At 44.2% G+C, this 25,422-nt stretch carries 18 protein-coding genes and 2 tRNA genes; 5 read left to right on the top strand and 15 right to left on the bottom strand.

The window, feature by feature from the left end; genetic code table 11:
- Positions 1 to 28: 28 nt before the first annotated feature.
- The 3 genes from E7Z59_RS13200 to E7Z59_RS13210 form a co-directional block, all read right to left on the bottom strand.
- Positions 29 to 1,297, bottom strand: a complete 1,269-nt coding sequence (locus E7Z59_RS13200) for an NAD(P)/FAD-dependent oxidoreductase (protein WP_136336804.1) — start codon at positions 1,295 to 1,297, stop codon at positions 29 to 31.
- A 214-nt stretch (positions 1,298 to 1,511) separates the two neighbouring features.
- Positions 1,512 to 1,967, bottom strand: a complete 456-nt coding sequence (locus E7Z59_RS13205; RefSeq protein WP_136336805.1) for an oxygenase MpaB family protein — start codon at positions 1,965 to 1,967, stop codon at positions 1,512 to 1,514.
- A gap of 75 nt (positions 1,968 to 2,042) precedes the next feature.
- Positions 2,043 to 2,333, bottom strand: coding sequence for a TIGR03643 family protein (locus tag E7Z59_RS13210; RefSeq protein ID WP_136336806.1), 291 nt, complete (start codon positions 2,331 to 2,333; stop codon positions 2,043 to 2,045).
- A gap of 239 nt (positions 2,334 to 2,572) precedes the next feature.
- Here E7Z59_RS13210 and E7Z59_RS13215 point away from each other — a divergent pair, with 239 nt between their 5' ends.
- Positions 2,573 to 3,418, top strand: coding sequence for a hypothetical protein (locus tag E7Z59_RS13215; RefSeq protein ID WP_136336807.1), 846 nt, complete (start codon positions 2,573 to 2,575; stop codon positions 3,416 to 3,418).
- A 191-nt stretch (positions 3,419 to 3,609) separates the two neighbouring features.
- Positions 3,610 to 3,683, top strand: a tRNA-Arg gene (locus tag E7Z59_RS13220).
- Positions 3,684 to 4,372: 689 nt separating this feature from the next.
- On the opposite strand, the gene E7Z59_RS13225 is transcribed toward E7Z59_RS13220, so the two are convergent.
- From E7Z59_RS13225 to E7Z59_RS13250, 6 genes are all read right to left on the bottom strand, one after another.
- Positions 4,373 to 4,447, bottom strand: a tRNA-Val gene (locus E7Z59_RS13225).
- A gap of 57 nt (positions 4,448 to 4,504) precedes the next feature.
- Positions 4,505 to 5,212, bottom strand: a complete 708-nt coding sequence (locus E7Z59_RS13230) for a carboxypeptidase-like regulatory domain-containing protein (RefSeq protein ID WP_136336808.1) — start codon at positions 5,210 to 5,212, stop codon at positions 4,505 to 4,507.
- A gap of 269 nt (positions 5,213 to 5,481) precedes the next feature.
- Positions 5,482 to 6,414, bottom strand: a complete 933-nt coding sequence (locus E7Z59_RS13235) for a DUF5996 family protein (protein WP_136336809.1) — start codon at positions 6,412 to 6,414, stop codon at positions 5,482 to 5,484.
- 87 nt (positions 6,415 to 6,501) lie between these two features.
- A complete protein-coding gene (locus tag E7Z59_RS13240; RefSeq protein ID WP_136336810.1) occupies positions 6,502 to 7,647 on the bottom strand; it encodes an efflux RND transporter periplasmic adaptor subunit in 1,146 nt (381 codons plus the stop codon).
- On the bottom strand, positions 7,644 to 11,996 hold the full coding sequence (locus E7Z59_RS13245; RefSeq protein WP_136336811.1) for a CusA/CzcA family heavy metal efflux RND transporter: 4,353 nt from the start codon (positions 11,994 to 11,996) through the stop codon (positions 7,644 to 7,646). Before E7Z59_RS13245 ends, E7Z59_RS13240 begins: the two co-directional genes overlap by 4 nt.
- A 74-nt stretch (positions 11,997 to 12,070) precedes the next feature.
- Positions 12,071 to 12,460, bottom strand: a complete 390-nt coding sequence (locus tag E7Z59_RS13250) for a hypothetical protein (RefSeq protein WP_136336812.1) — start codon at positions 12,458 to 12,460, stop codon at positions 12,071 to 12,073.
- A 1,160-nt stretch (positions 12,461 to 13,620) separates the two neighbouring features.
- Here E7Z59_RS13250 and E7Z59_RS13255 point away from each other — a divergent pair.
- Positions 13,621 to 14,322 (top strand): M15 family metallopeptidase, encoded by a 702-nt coding sequence (locus E7Z59_RS13255; RefSeq protein ID WP_136336813.1) that lies wholly within the window; start codon positions 13,621 to 13,623, stop codon positions 14,320 to 14,322.
- A gap of 3 nt (positions 14,323 to 14,325) precedes the next feature.
- Here E7Z59_RS13255 and E7Z59_RS13260 read toward each other — a convergent pair whose 3' ends face one another.
- From E7Z59_RS13260 to tsaD, 6 genes are read right to left on the bottom strand one after another with little or no spacing between them, the layout of a single operon-like run.
- On the bottom strand, positions 14,326 to 15,561 hold the full coding sequence (locus tag E7Z59_RS13260; RefSeq protein WP_136336814.1) for a THUMP-like domain-containing protein: 1,236 nt from the start codon (positions 15,559 to 15,561) through the stop codon (positions 14,326 to 14,328).
- A 2-nt stretch (positions 15,562 to 15,563) separates the two neighbouring features.
- On the bottom strand, positions 15,564 to 16,664 hold the full coding sequence (locus tag E7Z59_RS13265) for an AI-2E family transporter (RefSeq protein ID WP_136336815.1): 1,101 nt from the start codon (positions 16,662 to 16,664) through the stop codon (positions 15,564 to 15,566).
- Between the two features lie 50 nt (positions 16,665 to 16,714).
- Positions 16,715 to 17,236, bottom strand: a complete 522-nt coding sequence (locus E7Z59_RS13270) for a TrmH family RNA methyltransferase (RefSeq protein WP_244932698.1) — start codon at positions 17,234 to 17,236, stop codon at positions 16,715 to 16,717.
- A complete protein-coding gene (locus E7Z59_RS13275; protein ID WP_136336816.1) occupies positions 17,226 to 17,867 on the bottom strand; it encodes a DUF4159 domain-containing protein in 642 nt (213 codons plus the stop codon). The genes E7Z59_RS13270 and E7Z59_RS13275 overlap by 11 nt, the downstream gene beginning before the upstream one ends.
- Positions 17,868 to 17,878: 11 nt before the next feature.
- A complete protein-coding gene (locus E7Z59_RS13280; RefSeq protein WP_136336817.1) occupies positions 17,879 to 18,583 on the bottom strand; it encodes a 16S rRNA (uracil(1498)-N(3))-methyltransferase in 705 nt (234 codons plus the stop codon).
- A gap of 11 nt (positions 18,584 to 18,594) precedes the next feature.
- Positions 18,595 to 19,617: a tRNA (adenosine(37)-N6)-threonylcarbamoyltransferase complex transferase subunit TsaD gene (tsaD, locus tag E7Z59_RS13285; protein ID WP_136336818.1), complete on the bottom strand. Its 1,023-nt coding sequence runs from the start codon at positions 19,615 to 19,617 to the stop codon at positions 18,595 to 18,597.
- Positions 19,618 to 19,687: 70 nt separating this feature from the next.
- Between tsaD and E7Z59_RS13290 the strand changes: the two genes are divergently transcribed.
- Together E7Z59_RS13290 and pfkA are read left to right on the top strand one after the other, a co-directional pair.
- Positions 19,688 to 24,127, top strand: coding sequence for a translocation/assembly module TamB domain-containing protein (locus E7Z59_RS13290; RefSeq protein ID WP_242015675.1), 4,440 nt, complete (start codon positions 19,688 to 19,690; stop codon positions 24,125 to 24,127).
- A gap of 287 nt (positions 24,128 to 24,414) precedes the next feature.
- A complete protein-coding gene (gene pfkA / locus E7Z59_RS13295; RefSeq protein WP_136336819.1) occupies positions 24,415 to 25,401 on the top strand; it encodes a 6-phosphofructokinase in 987 nt (328 codons plus the stop codon).
- Positions 25,402 to 25,422 lie beyond the last annotated feature (21 nt).

Raw genomic sequence — 25,422 nt, forward strand, 5'->3', positions numbered from 1 at the left:
GGGGGCTGATGCCCCCTTTTTATACTTTTTACTTTTTATCCCCGGGGCGAATGATCATACGAAACGATTGGTCTTTATGAATATAATACCCGATCCAGTTGTACAGAGCCCGAATTCTGTTTCTGAAATTAACCAGTGACATGATATGCACAAATACCCAAACGAACCAGGCAATAAAACCTTTTAAGAAGAATTTATTTCGAGGTCCGTCGGCCACGGCCTTGTTTCGGCCAATAATAGCCATAGACCCCTTATCATCATACTGAAACCCTTGCCATGCCTGCCCGGTGGGTTTTTGCAGGTTCTTTCCAAGATTCCTGGCCTGTTGAATAGCGGGTTGGGCCACCTGCGGATGACCATCGGGATATCCCGGATCACCTTCTACCAGGGCGGTATCACCCAGCGCAAAAATGTTTTTATATCGTTTAAGGCGGTTGCAGGCGTCTGTTGGCATTCTGCGACCTCTGCCGGAATCTTCTTTTTCAAACCCATTAAATATTCTCGAGTAGATCCCGGCGGCCCATATGAGGTTTCTGGAGTTGATGGTGCTGCCATCAGAAAGGGTAACGGTTTCCTTATCGAAATCTTTCACTAAAACATTGAGTTTTACCTTGACACCCAGTTTCTCCAGTTTCTTTTTGCTGTATTGTTGCGAATTGGAAGACATGGCCGCCAGAACGGCCTCCTGCCCGTCAATAAGGTAAATGTCTCCCAGGTCTTCTTCCTCCAGTTCAGGGTAGTCTTTTATGAGGATGTGTTTACGCATCTCTGCAAATATTCCGGAGAGTTCCACCCCGGTCGGGCCGGCACCTGCAATGACAAAGGTGAGCAGCTTTTTTCGTTCTTCCCGGGTCTTTAAACGGGTAGCCCTTTCTACCCGGGTAAGGATGAGGTTGCGCAAGGCCAGGGCATCACTAATGGTTTTCATGGGCAGGGCATTTTGCTCAATATTGGCATTGCCAAAGTAATTGGTTTCAGCCCCGGTAGCCATGACCAGAATATCGTAATGCAGCTCTCCATTGTTTAAAATGATCCTGTTTTCTTCAGGGATCACCTTTTCCAGTTTTCCCAATCGAAAACTGGTATTCTTTGCTTTGCGAAGGATCTTTCTGAAGGGATAGCTGATGGCAGAGGGTTCCATGAATCCGGAAGCTACCTGGTAGAGCAGGGGAGGAAAGAAATTATAGTTATTCACATCTACCAGGGTGATTCGGAAATTGGTGTCAGAGCGCAGTTGTTTGATCAGTTCAAGTCCTGCAAATCCGCCGCCAACAATTACGATATGTTTTTTCTCCATATATCAGGGGGAATAGGCTTTAAAAAGGTTTGCAGATCATGCCGGATCGATAGAGAATGGAAAGCCTTTTTTTGCCTTTTGTTGTTTGGTTAAATACTTCTGTAAATTTACAGAAAAGCCTTAAGGAATTTCAGAGTTTCGGCTGTTCTTTTCTACTCCTTCTATACATGAAAAGTATAAGTATTTATGTAGGCCGGGTCTATAGCCTGGTCCCTCATTTAATATCCAGGCTTTTAATGTTTTTTAGGTAATTCTGCGGGAAGAGAAGGGACTTCAGCCACCAGTCCAGGCGAACTTTTTTAAGAAGGCTGAAAGGGTTCATAAGGGGTTGTAGCAGGGAAGACCGGTTATACCCTAACAATGTTCTTACTTTTGAAGGCACCACCAGTTTCTGGGCCTCCAATAGCAAGAAATATCTTCCTGCCCCGAGATTTTTACGGTATTGCTCAAAAAGATGGGAAGTATATTGACTACACTCCAGATCCCGACTTAAATGTTCTTCGCGCATGATGGTAAACTCATGGTAGTCTTTTGGAAGGTCCTTGAGGGCCATTACTTCACCCACGCGGCAAAACACCCGGAAAATCTCCTCTTTTTCTATAGAACTGAGGGGTCTTTCCAGTACCTCAAACGACCGGATGGAGTAATCGATGAGCACAAAATCTCCCATCACTCCTTAAAAATACAACAAATCAGGAGGATCTATCATACTGAGAATCGAAGGGGTTATTGATTTACTGCGATTTTATCGCTTACTGATACGATTGCCGCTTATGGCCTTTTGGCGTGAACATTTAAATCGGGAGATCTCCGGATTTCTTTTTTTGAGGTGTTTTTGGCTCACTCCGCTGTTCACTCGTTTACGCCACCTCTTAAAACTGGAGGCTTTTAGAGCGTTTCTCATGACGCGGATCACTTCTTTCTCCGGTAGACCGAACTGGTATTCAATAGCCTCAAAGGGGGTCCGGTCTTCCCAGGCCATTTCAATGACCCTGTCCAGTTCTCTTTCTGTAAGGTCGATATTTTCATTTTTCATAGCATTCGAATTAACATATTTCCCGGGGAATTCTGTTTTAAGGTCTTCTTAAATTTTTGAAAGGGAGATGTAATCTGATATCCTGAATAAAATTCGTTATCATCTTAAATAAATGATAATCAGATATTTGTTTTGATGTTTACGCCCGATTGTGTACTTTAATATACCTTCCTTTATTCTACTTCCGCTGCTTCGTGATGAGAGCCTGACACAGAAAACCAATTAAACTCATTCACATTATGAAAGCTTTGAAAATGTTATTTGCCGCCGTGTTCATGTTCGCAATGATGCCGGATGTTCATGCACAAATTTTGAAAAAACTTAAAAAGAAGATCGAAAAAGGGGTAGAGCAGACCGTTATCGACAAGACCAATGAAAAGGTACAGCACGGGGTGGAACAGCAGATGGACAAAATGCTGGAAGGTATGGCCGACGGGCAATTACCCACCGGGGCTACCGGAGAGATGGCCGATATGAGTGCTGTGGCCGATTCTTATAGTTTTCAGTATGTATATGCCCTGGAAATGACCGATGAGTCTTCAGGAGAATCGACCGTCCTGGATATGCTGCTGGAACCGGATGCAGACTACTGGGGAATGAAGACCCGGGAAGCCGGAGAAATGACCATTGTTCATGATATTCCCAAAAGTTTGATGGTCATGTTTATGAGCCAGGACGGACAAAATATGGCGATGGCGTTTCAGCTGGATGTTGCCGAGGTGATCGAAGAAGAAACCGCAGCGGACTTTGAAGTTCGTGAAATCCCCGGAAAAGAGATCATGGGGTATGATTGCAACGGCTTTGAGGTAGAAACCGACGAATACCTGGTAACGGTATACAATACTTTTGAAGCAGAGGTAAGCCTGGCCAATGTTTTTGGAACCAATAAAGACCTGCCGTCAAACTTTGATCCCAAATGGGTACAAAAGGACGGAAAGTTCGGGCTGACCCTTGAGATGTATATGAAAGACAAGACCGAAGGAGGCAATGATGTTTCCATGCGTTGCGTCAAGATCGAAGAGAGCCCGATGACCATTCAGAAAGCAGATTTTGAAAGTTTTGCAATGCCTTCGGATAAACAGTGATCTCACCTTTGAGATCGCCGTGCACATTCGAGGAAGGCTCTAACTGTCATGAAGTCTTTCAATTATCCGGTTCCCTTATGATTTTACAGAAAAGATTAGAGGTGTATCGGGGTGCGAATTTTTGAAAAAAATAAGATTTCTATTGGATTTTAATACAAAGTACACTTATATTTGCACCCCGTAAAAGGAACGGTCGAGTAGCTCAGCTGGATAGAGCATCTGCCTTCTAAGCAGACGGTCACAGGTTCGAATCCTGTCTCGATCACATCAAGCACCAAGTCCGGTAACTCACGTTACCGGACTTTTTGTTTTCGCACCAGTCGAAACTTGTTTCAGACTGGGTAAGAAAACAAAAAGTAGCAAAGGCTTTAGCCTTTGTCGGACTTGGTATTTGCAGCAGGGCATCGTGATCAGGATCATGACCGAAGGTAGTACTCCTGGCCACGGACGAGGACGTCCGCGGCAGCATTTTTAGAGGTAACCGTCAAAAGCCTGACTGTCGTCAGACAGGCTTGCTTTTGTAAGGGCATGGGGAATTAAAAAAGACCTCTACGCATGAGCGTGGAGAAGGCTTTTATTTTCAGGCGGGAGCGCAAAGGATCACGACCGCAGGGAGTAACCTTATTGCCCTTCCTCATTTCCCCACCCTAAAGGGCGGAGGAAGGGGGAGTGTCTGTAATTTACAGTTGTTGGTAATTGATTTTCAACCTTTAAGAGCCTATCATCCAAAGGCGGAAAGGTGAGTATGCCTTCACCACAGACGAGGACGTATGCGGTAGCGCTTAGACGAAGAAGTGTAGGGATACAGCAGCGGTTCTGCTCTGAATCACTAGTATTTCTACTTACCAGAGTTAACCAATTGGTATTTTTATTTTCCCCTTGCTTATGAAAGCAAATTTTCAACACAGGTAAATAAAAATCCCGGTGCCAAAGGCATCGGGATGGTAATTGATGTGGGTCATACTGGATTCGAACCAGTGACTTCCACCCTGTCAAGGTGACACTCTAAACCAACTGAGTTAATGACCCAATTTACAAGGATGAAAAATAAGTAAAATGATTAAGGTACGATAGTGTTTTGTAAATTTATTCTTCTACGATTGAAGTACTTTTTAGCATATTGAACTCTTCAGCAGCAACCAATAGTGTCTCCAAAAGATCTAACTCCTTATTTTTTGAGAAGATCTCAGCACTGAGCTGTTTTGATTCCAAGTAAAAGAAATAAAGTTGTTTTTCATCAGGATGGATGTTCAGCGTTTCACGGAGAAACATATCATTAAACTTTTCACTATTAGAGAATAGAGAATCTAATTGCTTAATAGAAGTAAAATCGAAATTTGATCTTTCAGGCTTTTTCCTTTTTGCTTTGAACATGGTGGTGATAAACTTGTATATGGCAACAAAATCTACACCATAAGACGATGGTTTACCGTATTTCCACGAATTTTTCTTGATGTCTTCTTTGATATCCTCATTCAGGTTTCGGGAATACGTGATCGTATTGAATTTTTTCGGCTCTAGGGTTTTGGTAACCACTACTTCTTCTAAATCTATACCATTACCTTCTAGGGCTATCACAACCCCTTGCTCAAGCTCTTCTGTACTTATAATCACCAATTTTTCCTGATAATAGTTTGAAGATATACGCACAGTGTCACCCTTCCGGGCAGCAATATTGAAATATCCCATGGTATCAGAATAGGCGGCTTGCTGACTTTGTTGATTGAAGAAGATTATTCCCTCCAGTGGGGTATCTTCATGGAATACCCGACCTTCAAAGTTCTGGGCATTCATAAGAGGAAAAGTCAAAAAGGCGAATAGGATAAACAATTTCCTTAAAAACTGTTTTGAACTATTAACCCTTAGAAAAAGGCTTGTCATTCTTTATTGATTGGAAAATCCAGTGTGAAAGATACAGCCTTATTTAGATAGAATTTTTTCTATAAAATGTTAAAAGATCCTAAGGCGCTGTTAAATACATAAAGGCCAAATTCCAAAAACAATAATTTTTTAGATTTCTACCATCTACCATCTACCATCTACCATCTACCACTCCCGACTCACTACCCCCTCTTCATCTCCTCAATACTCGGCACTCTTAACTCTTCTATATCCCATCCGGCGCGTTTGGCCCCGGCTTGATAAGCACTTTCCAAGAACTGCATTAAAAGTTCTTTAGGGTTGTCATTATCCCGAATATCATCATACATGAGTAAAGCCATGGGACTCCCGTTGCTGTCAATCCATTGTGCACCTTCCGGCTTAAGGGGTTCCCGGTCCAGGCCTTCAGGTGAAGGATAGGTGTAAGAGTAGAACGCAGGTGCGCGTACTTCGGCATCACCCGCCCAAAATCCAAAACTGATCACTTCATGGGAGTAAGCGTCCTTATCAGCCACCCCGGCCTCTTTCATTTCCGGACCTTTTTCGCCCGAAAAGCGGGTCACGGCCAGATCCATATGATGCCAGTATAAATGCACCGGACAGGTTTTGCTGTATGACCTTCCGCTGAATTCCTTGAAAATGTGATCTACCTGAAGCATGATCTGCCAAAAACGTTCTACATATGCCTTTTGATAGCTGTGGTGCTGCTCACATTCTGCAAAGGGCACATCATCAGAGAGATCATAGGGCTTTGCAAGAATTTGCACTTTCACACCGATAGCATCCAGGCTTTCCATCATCCGAGCATAAAACTTTGCCACAGAGAGACCGTCGTATAGCTCGAAAGATGCTTCCTTTCCGTTACTGGCAGAAACGATCACCTTATGCCCAACCACATCTACCTGTATCTCAAAAAAGAGATCCTTGTAGGGTATACTTCCTGTGCCGAATCCACGGGAATTGGTATACAGGGTAATATACCACCAATGGTTTTTTCGCGGCATGAGTGTTAACCGGATCTTACCAATGATCTGAAGATAGCGGTGAAAGGTTTCTTTGGTGGCTTCCCATTCCTCCAGGGGGAGGGGTGGAAAGATCGATGTTGCAGATTCCATGAGTTGTGCTTTAGAAGTCCCTTAAAGATAACTCATGCTCTGTAATTCACTGAACAAATGAGTGTTAAGTTTATCCGTTATTCCACATTACTGAAAAATATCAAAGGCCCCTTTAGACAATACCCTGGCTCCTTCCTCGATAGCTAACCCCTCCAGGCTTGTTAGCCCATTTCGGGTTTGTCCCGGGCTTACTGCCTGTTTTCTAAAAATATATTCATCTGCAGTTTCATTTTCCAGGAATAACAGATAATAGTTGCCATCCTTTTCAATGATCGCTTCTTCAGGTACGGAGGGAAGTGAATTCTCTGCTTTGTCACCTGTTAGTATAACAGCTTCTACATACATACCCACAACCATTACATTACGCAGGCTATCCGGGATATGCCCGTGAATGCGAATGGTGCGGTTTTCAGAAAGGGCATTACTTTTCAGGTAGACCTCGGCCCGGAATGATTTATCGGACGACTCGGGAATACGGAACTCAATTTCCTGTCCTTCCTGTACCTTTAGAATATCTTTTTCGAAAACATTTAATTCCAGGTGGAGGTGGTCGTTATTCACGATCTCCATGGCCGTTTCTGAAGGCTGCAGGTAATCGCCTTTTGCAATATGAATTTCAGTGATACTGCCGGAGATCGGGGCGGTTAAACTGATCTCTGTGGTAATATTCTCAGGTTCGAGCCGGTCGGTTTTTATCCCCAGGATCTGCAGCTGTTTTTCGAGTCCGTAAACCCTGGATCGTGTTGCCAGGTAGGTGCTTTCAGCACGTAAATAATTCTTTTTTGAGGTAATCTTTTCTTTGAGCAATTCCTTATGCCGTTCGTACTCTTCCTTCAGGTATTTCAAGGATTCCCGCTCTTCGAGATATTGCTGCTGGAGTTTCACGTACTCAGGATTTTCCAACGTAAGCAGGGAAGCCCCCTTATTTACCTTATTGCCTACCAGCAGTGGGGTATGGGTTACATAGCCTCCCATGACCGGACTCACGGAGGCCCTGTTCTCCGGGGGTACGTCAATAACTCCTGTGGCCCTGACCTCTTCTGCCGTTGAAGTCATCACGACAGGAGCCAGTTGCATTTGGTTGGATTCGAATTGCGATCGGCTTACAGTAATGGTCGAAGCAGGTGGGGAAGTTGACTCGTTTTGAGCAGCACTATCTTCTTCAGTCGTTTTACAGCCCGCAATAAGGAGGCTGATAAACAGGAATTTTAAATATGTTGATGCATGTTTCATTCTGACAGGGTTAGATGTTGTAATTGAATGAGGGTTTGATTGTATAATTGGAGATGGTCCAGGCGTTCAAGCAGGATGGTATATGCATTTTCCAGGCTGAGGATATACTGGAAAAAATTGATCTCTCCGTTGGTGTAACTTACATTGGCGGTTCTGATAAGTTCTCCGGCCATGGTTTGGCCTTCCTTTTCATAATAGGAAAGGTTTTTTTCGTAGGTTTCCAGCAGGGTCTCCAATTCGTATTTCTTTTGCTGATAATTGATCAGATAAGCCTCTTTCCTGGCGGTGAAAGCGTCTTTGTTGATCCGGCTTGCTTTTACCTTTGAAGCCTGGCCTCCGAAGAGGATGGGGATTTTCAACCCTAGTTTATAACCGTAAAGATTATCTTCAAGGGTACTGTTGCTGCCCTGAAAATATTCTACACTGATATCGGGTAAGAAGCGGTTCTTTTCCAGGCGATGCTCGGCTTCGACCAGCTTCAGGTTGGTTTCCATAATATTCAATTCTGCCGGAAACGCCATGGCTTCTTGTGCTATAACAAGAGAATAGGGTTTTTCGGTTTTGACCTTGAAAGTATCTTTGGTCTGTACCAATGAATAGATGCGCTTTAGATGAATTTCAGCCTGCGCCATAGCACCCTCTGTTTTGATCTTTAATTGTTGCTGCTTTGATCTTGCTGTGATCATTTCAAGATAGGTAGTTTCTCCCAGCTCAAATCTTCGTTTAGCAGCATATGAGAACCTCTCATAGAGGCTGTCGAGTCTGGTGTAGATGTGTTTTTTTTCAAGGGCGATCAGGTAATCATGATAGGCCAGTTTCAGGTCTTTCAACAGTATGTTTTTTTGCAGTTCATACTCATAGGCGCTTTTTTGTGCCTTTGTTTGCCGGACTTTTCTTTGGGAGGTATACACTGTTGGAAAAAGAAAGGTTTGTTGTACTCCGTAAACTTCTATGGGCCTGCCGTTTACAGCGAGGTTGTTTTGATCATATTGATAATAGACCTCTGTTTTATCAATATTCCAGGCCGAACCGATGAGTGAATTTTGACGTTTTTGATGAAGGGCAATGGCCTGTAATTCCCGGTTGTTTTCAAGGGCAAGGGTTTCAAGTTCTTCAAGGGTTAAAGGCAACTGCTGGGCTTGTGTTTCTGTAAGGTTCAGCATTCCTAACCCCATTATTAGTATAACTACCGTACTTTTCAGTGGGGATGTGATCTTCCATGAGTCCTCTTTATGATCTTTCCCATACACCATGGCATATAATACCGGCAATACCATAAGGGTGAGGAGGGTGGCTGTGATCAGACCGCCAATGACTACGGTGGCCAGGGGTCTTTGCACTTCGGCACCGACATTGGTAGAGACGGCCATGGGTAAGAAGCCCAGCGCCGCGGCTGTTGCGGTAAGCAGCACCGCTCTTAGTCGATCTTTGGTGCCTTGCTTCACCAGTTCGTCAATATTCTTGAATTTACTCATATCCATTTCCTTGAAATGTTCAATTAAAACGATACCATTCAGCACGGCAATCCCGAAAAGGGCAATAAATCCAACCCCTGCAGAAATACTGAAAGGCATTCCTCTGAGGAAAAGCAAGAACACACCACCAACGGCAGCAAGGGGAATGGCGGAGTAGATCAGGATGGCCTTTTTAACCGAGCTGAAAGCAAAGAAGAGCATTAAGAATATCAGGGCCAGGGCGATGGGGACAGCTACCTTTAGGCGTTCCTTGGCCTCTCTCAGGTTTTCAAACTGTCCGCCATAGGTAACTGTATAGCCGGCGGGCAGGGTCACCTGATCAGATATACGGTTTCTGATATCATCAACTACCGACTCCAGATCGCGGTTTCTCACATTGATCCCGATCACGATCCTTCTTCGTGTATTCTCCCTGGAGATCTTGGCTGCTCCTTTTTTCAGGGTAATGGTTGCCACCTCACTGAGGGGAATTTGTCCGCCTGTTGGCAGATCTACAAAAAGTCCTTTGAGATCATCAATACCTTGCCGGTTCTGTTCCTGTAAACGAATGGCAAGATCGAAGCGCTTTTCTCCCTCAAACACACTTCCGACTACCTTCCCGGAGAATGCCATAGCTACCAGGTTATTCAGGTCGGCAATATGAAGGCCGTATCTCGCGATCTTGGTTCGGTCGTAGCTCACATTCATTTGGGGTAAACCTTCTGTTTTTTCAAGACTGACATCTGCCGCACCCGGAACAGACGCGATCACCTCTTTTATTTCTTCTCCCAGGTCGGCCAGGGTCTCCAGGTCTTCCCCGTACACTTTCACCGCGATATCTGATCGCACCCCGGAAATAAGTTCGTTAAATCGCATTTCTATGGGTTGGGTAAATTCGACCTCCATGCCGGGGATCACCCTTAGTGCTTCTTTGAACTGTTCAGCCAGTTCATCTTTGGTATTGGCAGAAACCCATTCATCTTTATCTTTTAGGGTAATGATCACATCGCTGTCTTCCATGCTCATAGGGTCTGTTGGCACCTCTGCGGCCCCGATGCGGGTGACTACCTGGTCTACCTCCGGGAATTGCTCTAAAAGGATCTTTTCGATCCGGGTAGTCGTGGCAATAGTTTTCTTCAGCGAGGTTCCTGTTTTCAATACCGGTTGTATGACAAAATCGCCCTCATCAAGTGTGGGTACGAACTCTCCCCCTAATCTGCTGAAGAGTATACCTCCAGAGATTACCAGAAGGGCGGCAATACCCAGGGTGATGGTTTTGTGTTTCATCACGAGGTCAAGGGATGGGGTGTATAGCTTTTGAATGACCTTGATTAGTTTTGTGGAGATGTTTTCTTTTTTTGAGGGACCTCGCAAAAAGAGAGATGCCATTACGGGAACGTAGGTGAAACACAATATCATGGCCCCGATAAGTGCAAAACAAAAGGTAAGGGCCATGGGTTTAAACATTTTACCCTCGATGCCGCTTAATGACAGGATGGGGATAAATACGATCAGGATGATCAACTGTCCGAACACAGCAGAATTCATCATTTCTGAAGCTCCTGCTATGGCTAGTTCATCTCGTTTATGTTGGCGTGCTTCTTTGGGGGCTGAAAGAATACCGGAGTATTGCCCGGTTAATTTGAAGGCTATGAATTCAACGATGATCACCGCCCCATCGATGATGATCCCAAAGTCGATAGCTCCCAGACTCATCAGGTTGGCATCAATACGAAACAGGTACATCATGGAAAGGGCAAACAAGAGGGAAAGCGGGATGACGGAGGCAATAACCAATCCTGATCTTAGATTGCCCAAAAGCAATACCACTGCGAAGATCACGATCAGAAAACCCAGAATCAGGTTTTCGGTTACGGTAACTGTTGTTTTTTCAATAAGCTCACTCCGATCAAGAAAACCGTTGATGACAACACCTTCGGGAAGACTTTCCTGTATACTTTCCACCCTTTTTTTAACGGCATCGATCACTTCTTTTGAATTAGCATCTTTGAGCATCATGACCTGGCCTAACACCTTTTCGCCTTCTCCGTTGCCGGTAATGGCACCAAACCTGGTGGCATACCCGTAACCAACTTCGGCGATATCACCTACCAGGATGGGACTTCCATCGACTGTATTTACCACGATTTTTTTCAGATCTTCCAGGTCGCTTACCAGGCCTTCCCCACGAATAAACCACGCCTGATCTGAACGTTCAATATAGCCTCCTCCGGTCACATGATTGTTACGTTCCAGGGCGGTATATACCTGTCCTGCTGTGAGGTTCATGGCGTTTAATCGGGAAGTATTCAGGGCTACCTCGTATTGTTTGAGATATCCGCCCCAGGTGTTCACTTCTACAACCCCGGGTATACCTGACAGCTGCCGTTTTACGATCCAGTCCTGTATGGTTCTCAGTTCCATGGCCGAATACCGATCTTCATACCCCGGCTTTACATCGAGCACATATTGATAGATCTCACCCAATCCTGTGGATATAGGCCCTAATTCGGGAGTGCCAAAACCGGATGGTATCCCGGCCCCGGCAGATTGTATTTTTTCTGCGATCAATTGTCTCGGTAGGTAGGTGCCCATATCGTCATCAAAAACGATGGTTACTACCGATAGTCCGAATTTCGAAATGGATCTGATCTCCCTTACACCCGGCAGGTTGGCCATTTCCAATTCGATGGGGTAGGTAACGAACTGTTCCATATCCTGGGTAGAAAGGTTCCTGGAGGTGGTGATGACCTGTACCTGGTTATTGGTAATGTCGGGCACCGCCCCGATGGAGATCCTTGTAAGGGAAAACAATCCGAAGACGATAAGAAAGATCACTGAAATAAATATGATCAACTTATGGTGTACACTGAATTTTATTAATCGCGTGAGCATAATTCCTGGGTGTTAGAACAAAACATAAACCCTGTTCGTCATGCGTACGAACAGGATGTTAACCTTTTACGTAATTATGCTTGACGTGGGGGCTGAAAGGTGGGAATGGTATGGAGGTTATTGATAAATGATCTGTAAAACAGGTCCTCCTGAGAGGGAGTTGTTTCATTCAGGATAATGCTGTAATCGGTTGCTGCAAAGAGGGCTACAGGACAATGGTTGTGCGAGAAGGTGTGCTGAAAGGGCAGGTCGTCGTGTTCCTCATGATCGGTGCTGTCCATATGGTCGGTCTGCAGCTCCCCGTAATGTTTGGTGATAAAACTGAGAAGATCGTCTCCGTATGCCTCCTGGTGAAATTGCGCATGATCAATGAGCTCATCAAGGCCTAAGACATCTGCCAGGGTGATATGAAATGATTGCAGGGCGATCATTAAGGATAATACGATGGAAACAAACCTGTACATACCTTAAAGGTAGGAAATTGTAGCAATAATTTCTTGATTTATAAAAGGGTTTGATGTTGACCACTGGGGGAGGGTGATCATATGAGCTATGAAAAGTTGACCTTTATGGCCGTTCAAAACCCCAATAGAAAGTTTCTCAATCAGAGATTAGCACAAAAGACAAGGGGAATAGAAATTGCAAAAACAATTGTATTCCCCCTGACACTTTAAATCTTCAGCAGCATTACCTGCTGAATCCCATGGGTATGATCTCAGCCATAATTGGCACCCCAATAAAGTTCAGGCAAGATACTTAAAATTTCGGGGTTGTTTTAGTTTGAGGTTGATTTTAACGTTTTGGTTATCAATATTTTAACAGATTGTTTTGGGTGAGTAGGCAAAGGGGTAAAGGAGCGAAGAAGCGAAGGAGGTGTGTTGGAAATAGTCGTCTTCGCGAGATCACTGAAATTTGATTTCTTGTGGAGGATGATGACGATGAACTGCTCAATTGAATGAGCTTTTCATGCATGGGCTTATGTTCATTTTGCCTTGATGCAAAACGAACCAAAAAATCAAGAATATTTGAGGCAATTTCTGCTTCGCAGAACCGCTGCTAACCCTGCGCTGCATGCTCCGCACTTCCGCTTGGTTTACAGACTATTGCTGCAAATATTCGTTCCTTCCAAACCAGCATCCCAAATTGGAATAGCTGAGTTATATTCTTTCTAAGAATTAAAAGCCGTCCTCAGGTTCTGGCAGGCCAGGATCCGCTTGATGAAGTTGGCGTGAAAAGCCAGGTGCTGTTTGAGCCATGCTGAAAGCATGGGAAGTTCAGCTGGCTTAGCTAACGAATCTTTAGCGGATGGCCGAAGAACCAGGACTAGACTTTTTTGTTACTTTTTTGGGCAATGCAAAAAAGTAAGGGCTAATGATTTATGACAGGTCAAAATTAAAATTCGTCAGTGGTTGACCTGCTTCGCAGGTTGTGGCGATCTCCCCAATCTACCTCAATTCCTTTCTAAAAGGTTCATTCTAATGGTCATCCATGACGAATTGGACCACCCCTTCCGTCAAAGCTGAAAGCTTTAACACCTTCCCCTTACTAAGGGGAAGGGGAAGGTCACTTTTAAAGCACAATTTTAGAAAAAATCATTTTCTTACATTTGAACAAACCAACCATTATGTCCCGAATTTTAATTTGCCTTTTTCTCATCACCTTTATTTCCTGTAAAGAGAATACAGACAGACCAACAGCAGCAGAACCAACTGTTGCAGAAGTAAAAGAAGACATTGCCCCGACACCGGTTGCAACCCAACCTGATCTCCAAAGCTTACCGGACACGAGTTTTGTGCGTCTGGCGGACTATAGCAGGGATTTCGTGTACGACATGAAGTATGCTACTACCGATAATTTTCTGGAAAAGCAGGTTTACGAATGCGATGAATGCTATACCCGTGTGAATACGGCCAAAGCTTTAATTGCCGTTAATAAGGCATTTATGGAAAAGGGGTATCGTATAAAATTCTACGATTGCTATCGTCCTCACAGTGTTCAGAAAAAAATGTGGGAGATCTATCCGAATCCGATCTATGTGGCCGACCCTGCCAAAGGATCAATACACAACAAAGGTGGAGCGGTAGATATTACCCTGGTAGATATGGAGGATAATGAACTCAACATGGGTACCCCCTTTGATTTTTTCGGTAAAAAAGCGCACCATGCTTTTGGGGATCTCCCAGAAGATGTATTGAATAACCGGAAGGTACTGAAAGAAACCATGGAGGCTTATGGCTTCAATGCCATTACCTCAGAATGGTGGCACTATAATTACGGACCCACCCTTAATTATGAGGTAGCCGATTTTGTTTGGCATTGCGAGTAGTGGTCAGACCTTTTCGGTCAGGATAACAATTTTACGACCATCTGCTGCGGTACAGAAAAATACGTAGTTTTCTCCACCGTCATTTATTTTAAATTTTTTACGGAGCTGTGCCACTGTCTCCGGGAAGTTACGGGTGGTGATATTCGCCTTTTGTCCTCCAAGCGCCTTTTTTATAGTCTTTTTGTTGTAATCAAGTACCTGCTTTACCCTGAAGCTTCTCCCGGGAAATGAGACCAATTCATCACTGGTATACAGGTGGGTGTTAGGGTGGAGCTTTTTAACGTTATAGGTTTGAGTGATCAAACCAAAGGCCCCTGATTTCATAATGGCTGCATTAGGCTCGTAGAGGTAGGTGGATACAGCTCCTGTTTTAGCTGTTACATTTTCTAATTGCGCGAGAGAAAAGGAAAATTTTTCCGGGGTAGGTTTACGTTCATCCAGGTTTACACAAACGATCAAAGGGTTGTCGCCTTGTGCTGCAGCTTGCTTATCCTTAGAATCACCTGTTGATCCATTTTGATCTTTACAGCGGCTGATAACCCAAAGCAACTCCTTTACCTCATTTTTAACGGCAACGATATGGATCTCTTTTACATGACTCAGTTGTTCCAATCCTGCACGCAGGTCGAGCATGGGAGAGGTTTTGATCATGATGCGTGTGGAAATTTCTAACAGATCTTTAAGATGGACACTAATATCAGGGGTACAATCAGACAGTAGAAATACCTTTCCCTTATGATCGTCACGACGGGCAGGATCAGCATAAGCCATGTCGATGCTCTTGAGAGTCTTTAAAAATTGAATTCCATCTTCGGGGTGACAACTGATATTATCAATACCAAGCTGCCTGAAATTATGGTCAGCAATGGCAGATAGTGCTGTATTGATCTCACAGTGATCTACCTTTTTAAACTGCCTGGCGAAGTAAAGATCATCAACCCCCAATCCTCCGGTAATATCAACAAAATGGATTCCTTGAAAGAGGGAGGCTTTATAAGCAGCTGTAACCTCAGAAGAGGTTTGCTCTATAGAGAGGGAAGGGGGGTAATAAATATTCGGGGTTTTAAACCAGGTAGGGAGTTTCTTTTCTGCCCTACTCATCGATTCGATCTGCCCGGCAAGTTCCTTTGCCGAGACATCACCAAAGGGTGAGCCTTTCAGGATGATAGAAGTCGTATCGGCATGCAGGTGCTCCCGGATAAAATCCTGTACTTCTGATCGTAATAATGCCCGGTTCACGGCTAAAGATTTTTGGTAAGTGATTTTACCACCTTGTATTGGGAGAGGAACTCCTTAAGCACCACCTTAACAGCGGTGTAGGCCGGTATAGCGATCACCATACCCAAAACCCCAAAGAGTAATCCTGCAATAATAATAATCAGGAAGATCTCTAAAGGGTGCGATTTTACACTACTGGAAAATATAAAGGGCTGGCTGAAAAAATTATCGATCAATTGGCCTATAAGAAAACCGATGAACACATAGATAGCCTTAGGCAGGATGACTCCCGAGAAATCGCTTCCCAGGTTGCTTGACATGGTAAGCATGATCATCAGGGCTCCACCGATAAGGGGTCCGATGTAGGGTATCAGGTTGAGCAGGGCACAAAGAAATGCGATCACCAAGGCGTTTTCAATTCCGACGATCAGTAATACAATGGTGTAAAAGACAAAGAGCACCGTGATCTGTAATATCAATCCGATAAAATATCTCGATAACAATCCTTTGATCTTTTCCAGTGAGTTGATCACCCTGGTTTCTTTTTCATCAGGGATCAGGGCCATCAGCGAGTTCTGAAAAAGACCACTATCCTTAAGGAAGAAAAATGAAATAAAGATCACAGTAAACAATCCGAAGCTAAAGGTGCCAATACCCCCCAAAACATTATTAAGGAGGGAAGGAATGGCAGAAAAGCCGAAACTGGACAGGAGGTCTGAATTTCGGAGTGTTTCTTCAAGGGATGCTTCTACCTCTGTTCTGCTGATATTCAGGTAGTCAGAGACTTCCTGATAAACACTTTCCATACTGGCCAGCAATTTATCATAGTCAAGCAATGAAAGGTTTCGGCTTTGTTCCATAACCAGGGGGATGAACAAGCTTACGATGCCGGCAATAAAAAGGATCATCAGCGCCATGGTGGTAATAACAGCAAGAGTGTTGTTGAATTTGAGTCTTTTCCTTAAAAAAATGACCAAGGGTCTGCCGATCAAAGAAATGACCACAGAAATGAGTACATAGGCGATCACCGATTGGATCTTAAACAGGAAATAACAAAGCAATACGATCCCGGTTAATATTCCTACTGCCCTGAGGATCCCGTTAGAAATGGTTCTTGAATTCATATAAAAGCCGATTCAGTACCGTTATTTTTCTTACAAGTTACTGCAAAAAATTATTTTAAAAGGTTGGTCAGTTCAAATAAGCAGATTCCCGCTGCCATGCTCACATTCATGCTGCTGTTTACCCCGTACATATCAATATGTACATGCTGGTCGGCCATGGCCAGATGCTCTGCAGAGATACCATGGTTCTCCCCACCAAGCAGCAGGGCTACCTTAGCCGGTTTTTTAAGTGTTACCTCGTTAAGGGAGATACTGTTATTGGTGATCTCCAGGGCAATGATAGTATAGCCGTCTTCCTTTAAGGCCTTTAAGGCTATTGCGGTTTCAGGCTCAAACCTGTGGGCTACTCTTTGATGGGTAGACCTGGCGGTCTTTTCCATTCGTCGGCTGAATTCAGGGAGGTAAACACAGAAAATGATCTCTTCAACTCCGAAAGCTTCTGCCACCCTGAATAGTGAACCGGTGTTGGAGGCGCTGTGAATTCCGTCGCATACTACGGTCAATGGGAATTGGCGTTGTTGGAACTTATTATCAGAATGATCCAGCTGTTCAGGTTTCATTTCAGTTCTCAAAAGCAAATTGTACAATATTAGCTCCCATTCTCAACGCCTTTAAACGAACATCTTCCGGGTCGTTGTGCACTTCCTGATTTTCCCATCCATCGCCCAGGTCGCTCTCGAAGGTGAATAAGAGCACCAGTTTATTTTCGTGAAAAATACCCAGGGCCTCCGGGGGTAATCCGTCGTGTTCGTGAATTTTGGGCAATCCGTTCGGAAAGTCGAATGATTGATGAAAAATAGGGTGATCTTTACCAACGGGGGTCAGGTTTTTGTCGGGGAATACCTTTTTTAATTCTTTCTCCAGGTAAGGTCGCATCCCGTAATTGTCGTCTATATGCAGAAACCCTCCCGCTAAAAGGTAGGTTCTCAGGTTCAGAGCATCTTCCCGGCTGAAGAAAACATTGCCATGACCGGTCATATGAATAAAGGGATAATCAAAGATCTCTTCACTTCCCGCATCCACGGTGGCGGGTTTCGGAGCCATCTTGGTGTTAATGTTGGAATTGCAAAAACTAATGAGGTTGGGAAGGGCTGTTGGATTGGCATACCAATCGCCACCTCCCTGGTATTTCAATACAGCGATCTCCTGGCCATGCAGCTGGAGGATGCTTAAGATGAAAAGTAGAACAATTCCCGGTTTCATGAGCTGTTGGTTTATTGGTTGATCAGGGCTACGGTATTACAGGCCACAATGGCCGCTGTTTCTGTACGTAGGCGGTTGTCACCTAAAATAACGGGTAAAAATCCGTGATCAAGGGCCAGGGATACTTCTTCTTCTGAAAAATCGCCTTCCGGACCGATAAGCATCAGCACCGGAAAGTCAGGTTGTACCCGGCGTTTTAGATCAAAACGTTCCTTCTCGTAGCAATGGGCTATGAATTTATGAGCATTATGCTCCTGAACAATGAATTCTTTAAGAGATACAGGTGGATTCAGTTTTGGTAAAAAGCAGCTCAATGATTGTTTCATGGCCGACTGCAGGATCTTCTCCATACGGTCTGTTTTTACCACCTTCCGCTCTGAATGATCACAAATTATGGGGGTGATCTCATCAACGCCGATCTCTGTTGCCTTTTCCAAAAACCATTCATAACGATCATTGCTCTTTGTGGGAGCTACAGCCATGTGAATGCTGTACCTTCGGGGTATTTTTTCTTCCGATCGCTCTATTTGTACTTCACAGGCTTTTGGGGTAACAAGGGTCAGATGCCCGTAATAGAGGTACCCTTTGCCGTCGGTAATATGGATCTCATCGCCTTCCCGTTTTCGCAATACCTTACTAATGTGCCTGCTTTCATCTTTATCAAAGGCGAAAACCGTGGTATCAGGAGTCAGGGAAGGAGCATAGAATAGTTGCATAGGGTGCAGGATTAGATAGCGAAACGGGCTTTAGAGCTGATGCGTTCATCAGCAAAATCACCCTTCAAAAATTTATAATAACCCACAATGCCGATCATGGCAGCATTATCTGTGGTGTACTCAAATTTAGGAATAAAGGTATTCCAGCCCAACTGTTTTTCGGCATCTTTCATGGCTTTTCTGATGCCGGAGTTGGCAGACACTCCGCCTCCGATAGCCACACGGTTAATTCCGGTCTCCTTCACAGCCTTTTTGATCTTCTTCATTAAAATACGAATAATGGTATCCTGCACCGAGGCACAGATATCGTTCATATGCTTTTCAATAAAGTCAGGGTCGTTGGCAACTTCTTTTTGAATGAAATACAGAATGGAGGTTTTAAAACCGCTGAAACTGAAGTTTAAGCCTCCTACTTTCGGGATAGGAAAATCAAAAGCCTTTGGATTCCCCTTGGCAGCATTCTTATCGATCAGGGGGCCGCCGGGATAGGGCAGTCCCAGGATTTTAGCACTTTTATCAAAAGCTTCTCCAACGGCATCATCAAGGGTTTCTCCGATCACTTCCATGGTAAAATGATCGTCGACCCTGACGATCTGGGTATGCCCGCCACTTATGGTAACGGCCAGGAAGGGGAATTCCGGTTTCTTCATCCCGGGTTCGTCAATAAAATGAGCCAGGATATGGGCTTTCATATGGTTCACCTCGATAAGTGGAATACCAAGTCCAAGACTCAGCGATTTGGCAAAAGAACTCCCCACGAGTAAGGACCCCATAAGCCCCGGTCCGCGGGTAAAAGCTATGGCCGATAAACTATTTTTATCGATATTTGCCTGGGCTAAGGCCTGATGAACAACCGGAACGATGTTTTGCTGGTGAGCCCTGGAGGCCAATTCGGGAACCACCCCGCCGTAGGCCTCATGAATGTCTTGGTTGGCCACTACATTGCTAAGTACCCTATCATTGTGTAAAACGGCGGCAGAAGTATCGTCACAGGAGGATTCTATGGCAAGAATATAAATATCTTGGCTATTCATCTTATATTTGGAATAATTATTGGACCACAAAGGTAAAACATAAAGCCCTATCAATAAACTGCGAAAAATATTGTTGCGTTTGGTCCTGGTCCTGTTAGGCCTTATTGTTTTAACAGGTACCATACTCTCCCTCCCTCCGGTACAAACGAAACTGGCTCAAAAAGCAACGACCTATCTCAACGATAAATACAACACCAATATCAATGTAGAGAAGGTCAAAATATCAGTATTCTTCGGCGATGTTACCCTGAATAATGTTTACATAGAAGATTACAAACAGGACACGCTGATCTATGCAGAAGATCTGAGAACCTCTCTCTTAAATATCAAACGATTGACCGAGGGTAACCTCGAGCTTGGCGGTATTGAGGCGCAGAATCTGATCTTTAAGGTAATCACTTATGAAGGGGAAACAAATAGCAACCTGGATGTCTTTGTGGAAAAGCTGGATAGCGGCCCGTCAGATCCCAATGCTCCGCCCTTTGAACTTACCTCCCCGGAGGTCGATATAGAAGGAGGACAGTTTTTATACATAGACAAGAACAAAGAGTCTGCTGTTATTCTTGATCTGAAGGATATTAACGCAGAGGTGGAAGACCTTAAAATAATGGGGCCAAAGGTGTATGTGCCCATTGACCGGTTGAGTTTTAATACCTCCCGCGGACTCAACGTGGAGCATCTTCGCGGCGATTTTCAATATACCAAACAAGGAATGAGCCTTGAAGGGATGGAGTTGCAAACTCAAAATTCAGAGATCAATGGTGATATCTGGTTGACCTATAACAGGGAAGATTTCAGTGAATTTTTTGATAAGGTTCAGTTTAAAGGAGCCTTTACCGATTCTCAGCTATCTCTTGATGAGATCAACTTTTACTATAATGAATTCGGGAAAGGCAAACGGGTGGCATTTTCCACGGCTTTTGAAGGGGTTTTAAATGATCTGACCCTTAAGGATGCCTTTTTGAGATCGGGTAATACCGAAATAGCCGGCGACTTTGTTTTTCACAACCTCTTAAACAGTGATCGGAACTTCAGTATGGAAGCTGACCTGGACAAGGCGTCTTCAAATTACTTTCAGCTTCGGTCATTGATGCCCCGAATTCTCGGAGAAGTACTGCCTGAGAATTTTAAAAGGTTTGGTCAGTTCTCTGTAGGAGGAAGGATAGAGCTCAATGAAGAGAATATCTACTCCCGCATCTCTGTAACCACAGAAAAAGGAAAAGGATACACCGACCTTACCCTTACCAATTATGACAATATTGAAGAGGCAGCCTACAACGGATTTGTTTCCCTTACCGACTTCGATCTTGGTGGATTCCTGGAAGATCCAAAGCTGGGGTTAACCTCCATGGATGTGAATATTGACGGAAGTGGTTTTAAGAAGGAGGTGCTGAATACAGAGATTATCGGGCAGATCTTTGAGCTTACCTATAACGGTTATGAGTATAACGACCTGAGTGTTTCCGGGATATTAAAGGATCAGCTTTTTGATGGAAGTCTTACCTCCAGGGACCCTAATTTTGATGTTGATTTTAAAGGTTTGGCAGACCTGTCTGGTACAGCTAACGAATTTAATTTTGTCGCCTCCGTATCCCATGCAGATCTGAAACGTCTGAACTTTTTACAACGGGACAGTGTTGCCATTTTTAAGGGGCGTATCAATATGAACGTTGTAGGGAATAACCTGGACGACTTTGAAGGAGTGGTTCGGTTTTCTAACACAGAGTTCATGAATCAAAATGACACCTATTACTTTAACGACTTTAATATAACCTCTGATTTTATTGATGGAGAAAGAGTCTTGAAAATTGATTCTCCTGATATTATTACCGGTACGGTAGAAGGAGTTTTCAAGGTGAATGAACTGGGGAACCTGGTTAGTAATTCCATTGGTAGTATTTATACGAATTATAGTCCTTATGAGATCTCTAAGGGGCAGTATCTTGACTTTAACCTGAACATCTATAACAAGATCGTTGAGGTGTTCTTCCCTGAGGTCAGGTTTGGTTCGAATACCTTTATTAAAGGTAGCATGTCTGCAGATGATGGCGATTTCAAACTTATATTCAGGTCGCCTCATATTGATGCCTATGGTACCGTATTTGACACCCTGAATGTAAACATTGATAACAAGAACCCCCTCTTTAACACCTTTGTTGAGGTGAATAAGATAGAATCGGGTTCCTATGATGTATCAGACTTCTCTTTGATCAATACCAAGATCCAGGATACCCTCTTTTTCCGAACTGAGTTTAAGGGTGGCGATGAGTTTAACGACGAATACAACCTGAACTTTTACCACACCTTTAATGCTGACCAGCGATCAGTGATAGGGTTGAAGCGATCTGTACTCGGATTAAAGGGTAATGACTGGGTGATCAATGAAAAGAATGACCACCAGAATAAAGTTACCTTCAACCGAACCCTTGATTCTATCGTGATCGATCAATTGGTGATGAATTACGGCGAGGAAGAGATCCTCCTCGAAGGTACCTTGATCGATACTACCAGTAAGGATATTGATCTTGAGTTCAATAATGTAAGCCTGGAAAACATTACGCCCGATATTGACAGCCTTGACATGAGGGGTACCATAAATGGTAACCTCAATATTCTGCAGCGCAATAATAACTATGTGCCTTCCTCCAATGTGAAGATCGCCGACTTCGAGGTCAATGGATATAAACTGGGTAATTTTTTCGTCTCTATTATCGGGAATCGTGACCTTACCAGTTATGATGTGAATGTCAAGGTGGTAGATGATGCCCGGGAGCGTATGCTAATGATCGGGCAGATCGTTTATGAAAATAAGGAAGCCCGTTTAAACCTCAATACACGTCTTGATGGCTTTGTGTTGGATGCTTTCAGTCCGTTGGGTGGCATCGTGCTCTCAGACCTCAGGGGTACTGCTCACGGGCAGTTCAAAATAACCGGTCCGTTAAAGAACCCGGAGATGAATGGTACGGTAGAATTAATGAATGCCGGGCTGAAGATCCCATACCTGAATCTTGACCTTGATCTTAACCAGATGGCCAGGATCGGTCTCGACAAGCAGTCTATCCTCTTTAACGATCTGGTACTTACCGATAAAAAATACAAGACCCAGGCCACCTTAGACGGCTCCATAAATCACAATGGGTTCAGCGATTGGTACCTGGACCTGAATCTCGCCAGCCGTGGCAACCGATTTTTGGTACTGGATACCGAAGCCGGGAATGATGAGCTTTATTACGGTACGGCCTTCATCTCGGGGGCGGCCAGTATTACCGGGCTTACCGATGAGTTACTCAATATAGAGGTAGACGCCAGAACAGAGAAAGGTACGGTATTTAAGATACCGATCAGTGATGAGACAGAGATCGGCGACCTGTCGTTTATCAACTTCAAAGAAAAGTCTAACGGGTCAGAATCGACAGTCAGAGAGTTAAAAGAGGTGCAGGGACTTGAGCTCTTTTTCGATCTGGATGTAACTCCTGAGGCTGAAGTGGAGATCGTTATTGACGAAAAAACGGGAAGTTCTTTAAAAGGAAGCGGGGCGGGGAACATGCTTATAGAGATCAATACCAACGGGAAATTCAATATGTGGGGTGACTTTATAACCTCGCGGGGTGAATACAACTTTAAATACGGTGGCTTTATAGACAAGAAGTTTAATGTGGAGCCCAACGGAACCATTGTTTGGAATGGAGACCCCTTGCAGGCCGATGTCAACATAACGGCGGTGTATTCGCTCTATGCGAATCCTTCCGTATTGCTTGATAATGCCCAATACACCCGTAAGATCGAAACCGAGGTGGTTATTAATATGTTGGGAGAGCTGGTGCAGCCCACCTTTGATTATGAGATCAACTTTCCAACGGCCAGTGCTGTAACCAACTCAGAATTGCAATACCGCCTTGACGATAATACCAAGCGTGAAATGCAGGCCTTTTCATTGCTTTCCCAGGGGGCTTTCATTAATGATGTGAGTTTAACCCAACAGGCAGTAACCGGTAACCTGGTGCAGACTGCCTCCAGTATGTTCAACCAGATCCTGAATTCGGGAGACGGGGTTTTTGATGTAGGGGTGTCTTATGAGATCGGAGAACGTAATCCTAACCAGGACTTTGTAACCGATGACCGACTTGGGGTAACGGTGTCTACCCAGATCAATGATCGTATCCTGGTGAATGGAAAAATAGGAATGCCTATCGGAGGTGTTTCCGAAAGTGTGGTAGCCGGTAATGTAGAGGTACAGATACTATTGAATGATGACGGTACCCTTAGCGCGACTATTTTTAACCGAGAAAATGAGATTCGGCAGTTCTTTGCTCAGGAGCAAGGCTATACACAAGGGGTAGGTTTGTCTTATCAGGTAGAATTTGATACCTTTAGGGAGCTTTTTCAGAAGCTGCTGGGGCAGGAAAAAGAACCTGAATCTGAAAAGAACCCTGCCGGTGATGCCGGGACAGCTTCTAAAAAAGAAAAAAAACTTGGCGATGGTATGGTTACCATCCGTTCCAAAAATTAATAATACCCTTCCCATCCCGATACACTACACTATAAGTTTCTGACCTTTTTAATCGCGAAAAAGGGTGAGAAACAGAGTTGTTTGTCCCTTTTCATTTTTTGTGTTTTCCCCATTTCTGCCCGGGTCATTTTTTGTGAAATTCATGAAAAATACCAGCAACAAGCCCTTGGTTAATAAGAATTTATCAACGAAAACGATTGAAATTTTCATTATTAATAATACAAGGAGATTTCTTACCTGCTTTTTTGAAATTCTTTGGTAGTTTTACCTGACTCAAAATAAAATACATGACTTCAACGATCAAAAAAATAGGAGTGATGACCTCGGGAGGAGACTCTCCCGGGATGAATGCTGCTATCCGTGCCGTAGTAAGAACCTGTGCTTTTCACAAGATAAAGTGTATAGGGATCTACCGCGGATATCAGGGGCTTATAGAGGGCGATATGGTAGAGATGTCGGCGCGTAGTGTGCGTAACATTATCAACCGTGGAGGAACCATATTAAAATCGGCCCGTTCTCAGGAGTTCAGAACCAAGGAAGGGCGAAAAAAAGCCCATGACTCTTTGGTGAAGAACGGTGTAGATGCCCTGGTGGTTATTGGGGGAGACGGAAGCTTTACCGGGGGAATGATCTTTAACGAAGAGTTCGGGTATCCGGTAATCGGGATTCCCGGAACTATAGATAACGATATTTTCGGAACCAAGTTCACCCTGGGGTATGATACGGCCCTGAACACCGCCGTGGAGGCTATAGACCGTATCAGGGATACGGCGAGTTCTCACGACCGCCTGTTCTTTATTGAGGTGATGGGGCGTGATGCCGGTCATATTGCGCTGAACGTTGGGGTAGGTGCCGGAGCTGAAGAGATCCTTATTCCTGAAGAAGATCTAGGTTTGGATCGCTTATTGGAATCTTTAGAGAAAAGCCGTGTTACCGGAAAGACATCCTCTATAGTGGTTGTTGCCGAAGGGGACAAGACCGGTGAGAATGTATTTCAACTGGCAGAATACGTTGAAAAGAATATGCCTGATTATGATATCAGGGTAACGGTACTGGGCCACGTACAGCGGGGAGGTACGCCTACCTGCAGAGACAGGGTGTTGGCCAGCAGAATGGGGGTGAAAGCCGTTGAGACCCTCCTGGAAGGAAAATCAAATTTTATGGTCGGGATCAGTAATGATGAACTCAATCTGACACCTCTGGAAAGAGCTGTAAAAGGAAAATCAGAGATCGATAAAGAGCTCATCAGAGTATCTGATATCATGACCACATAGTTAATCGTAGAATAAAAATTA

The sequence above is a fragment of the Robertkochia marina genome, assembly GCF_004799345.1.
Classification (GTDB): domain Bacteria; phylum Bacteroidota; class Bacteroidia; order Flavobacteriales; family Flavobacteriaceae; genus Robertkochia; species Robertkochia marina.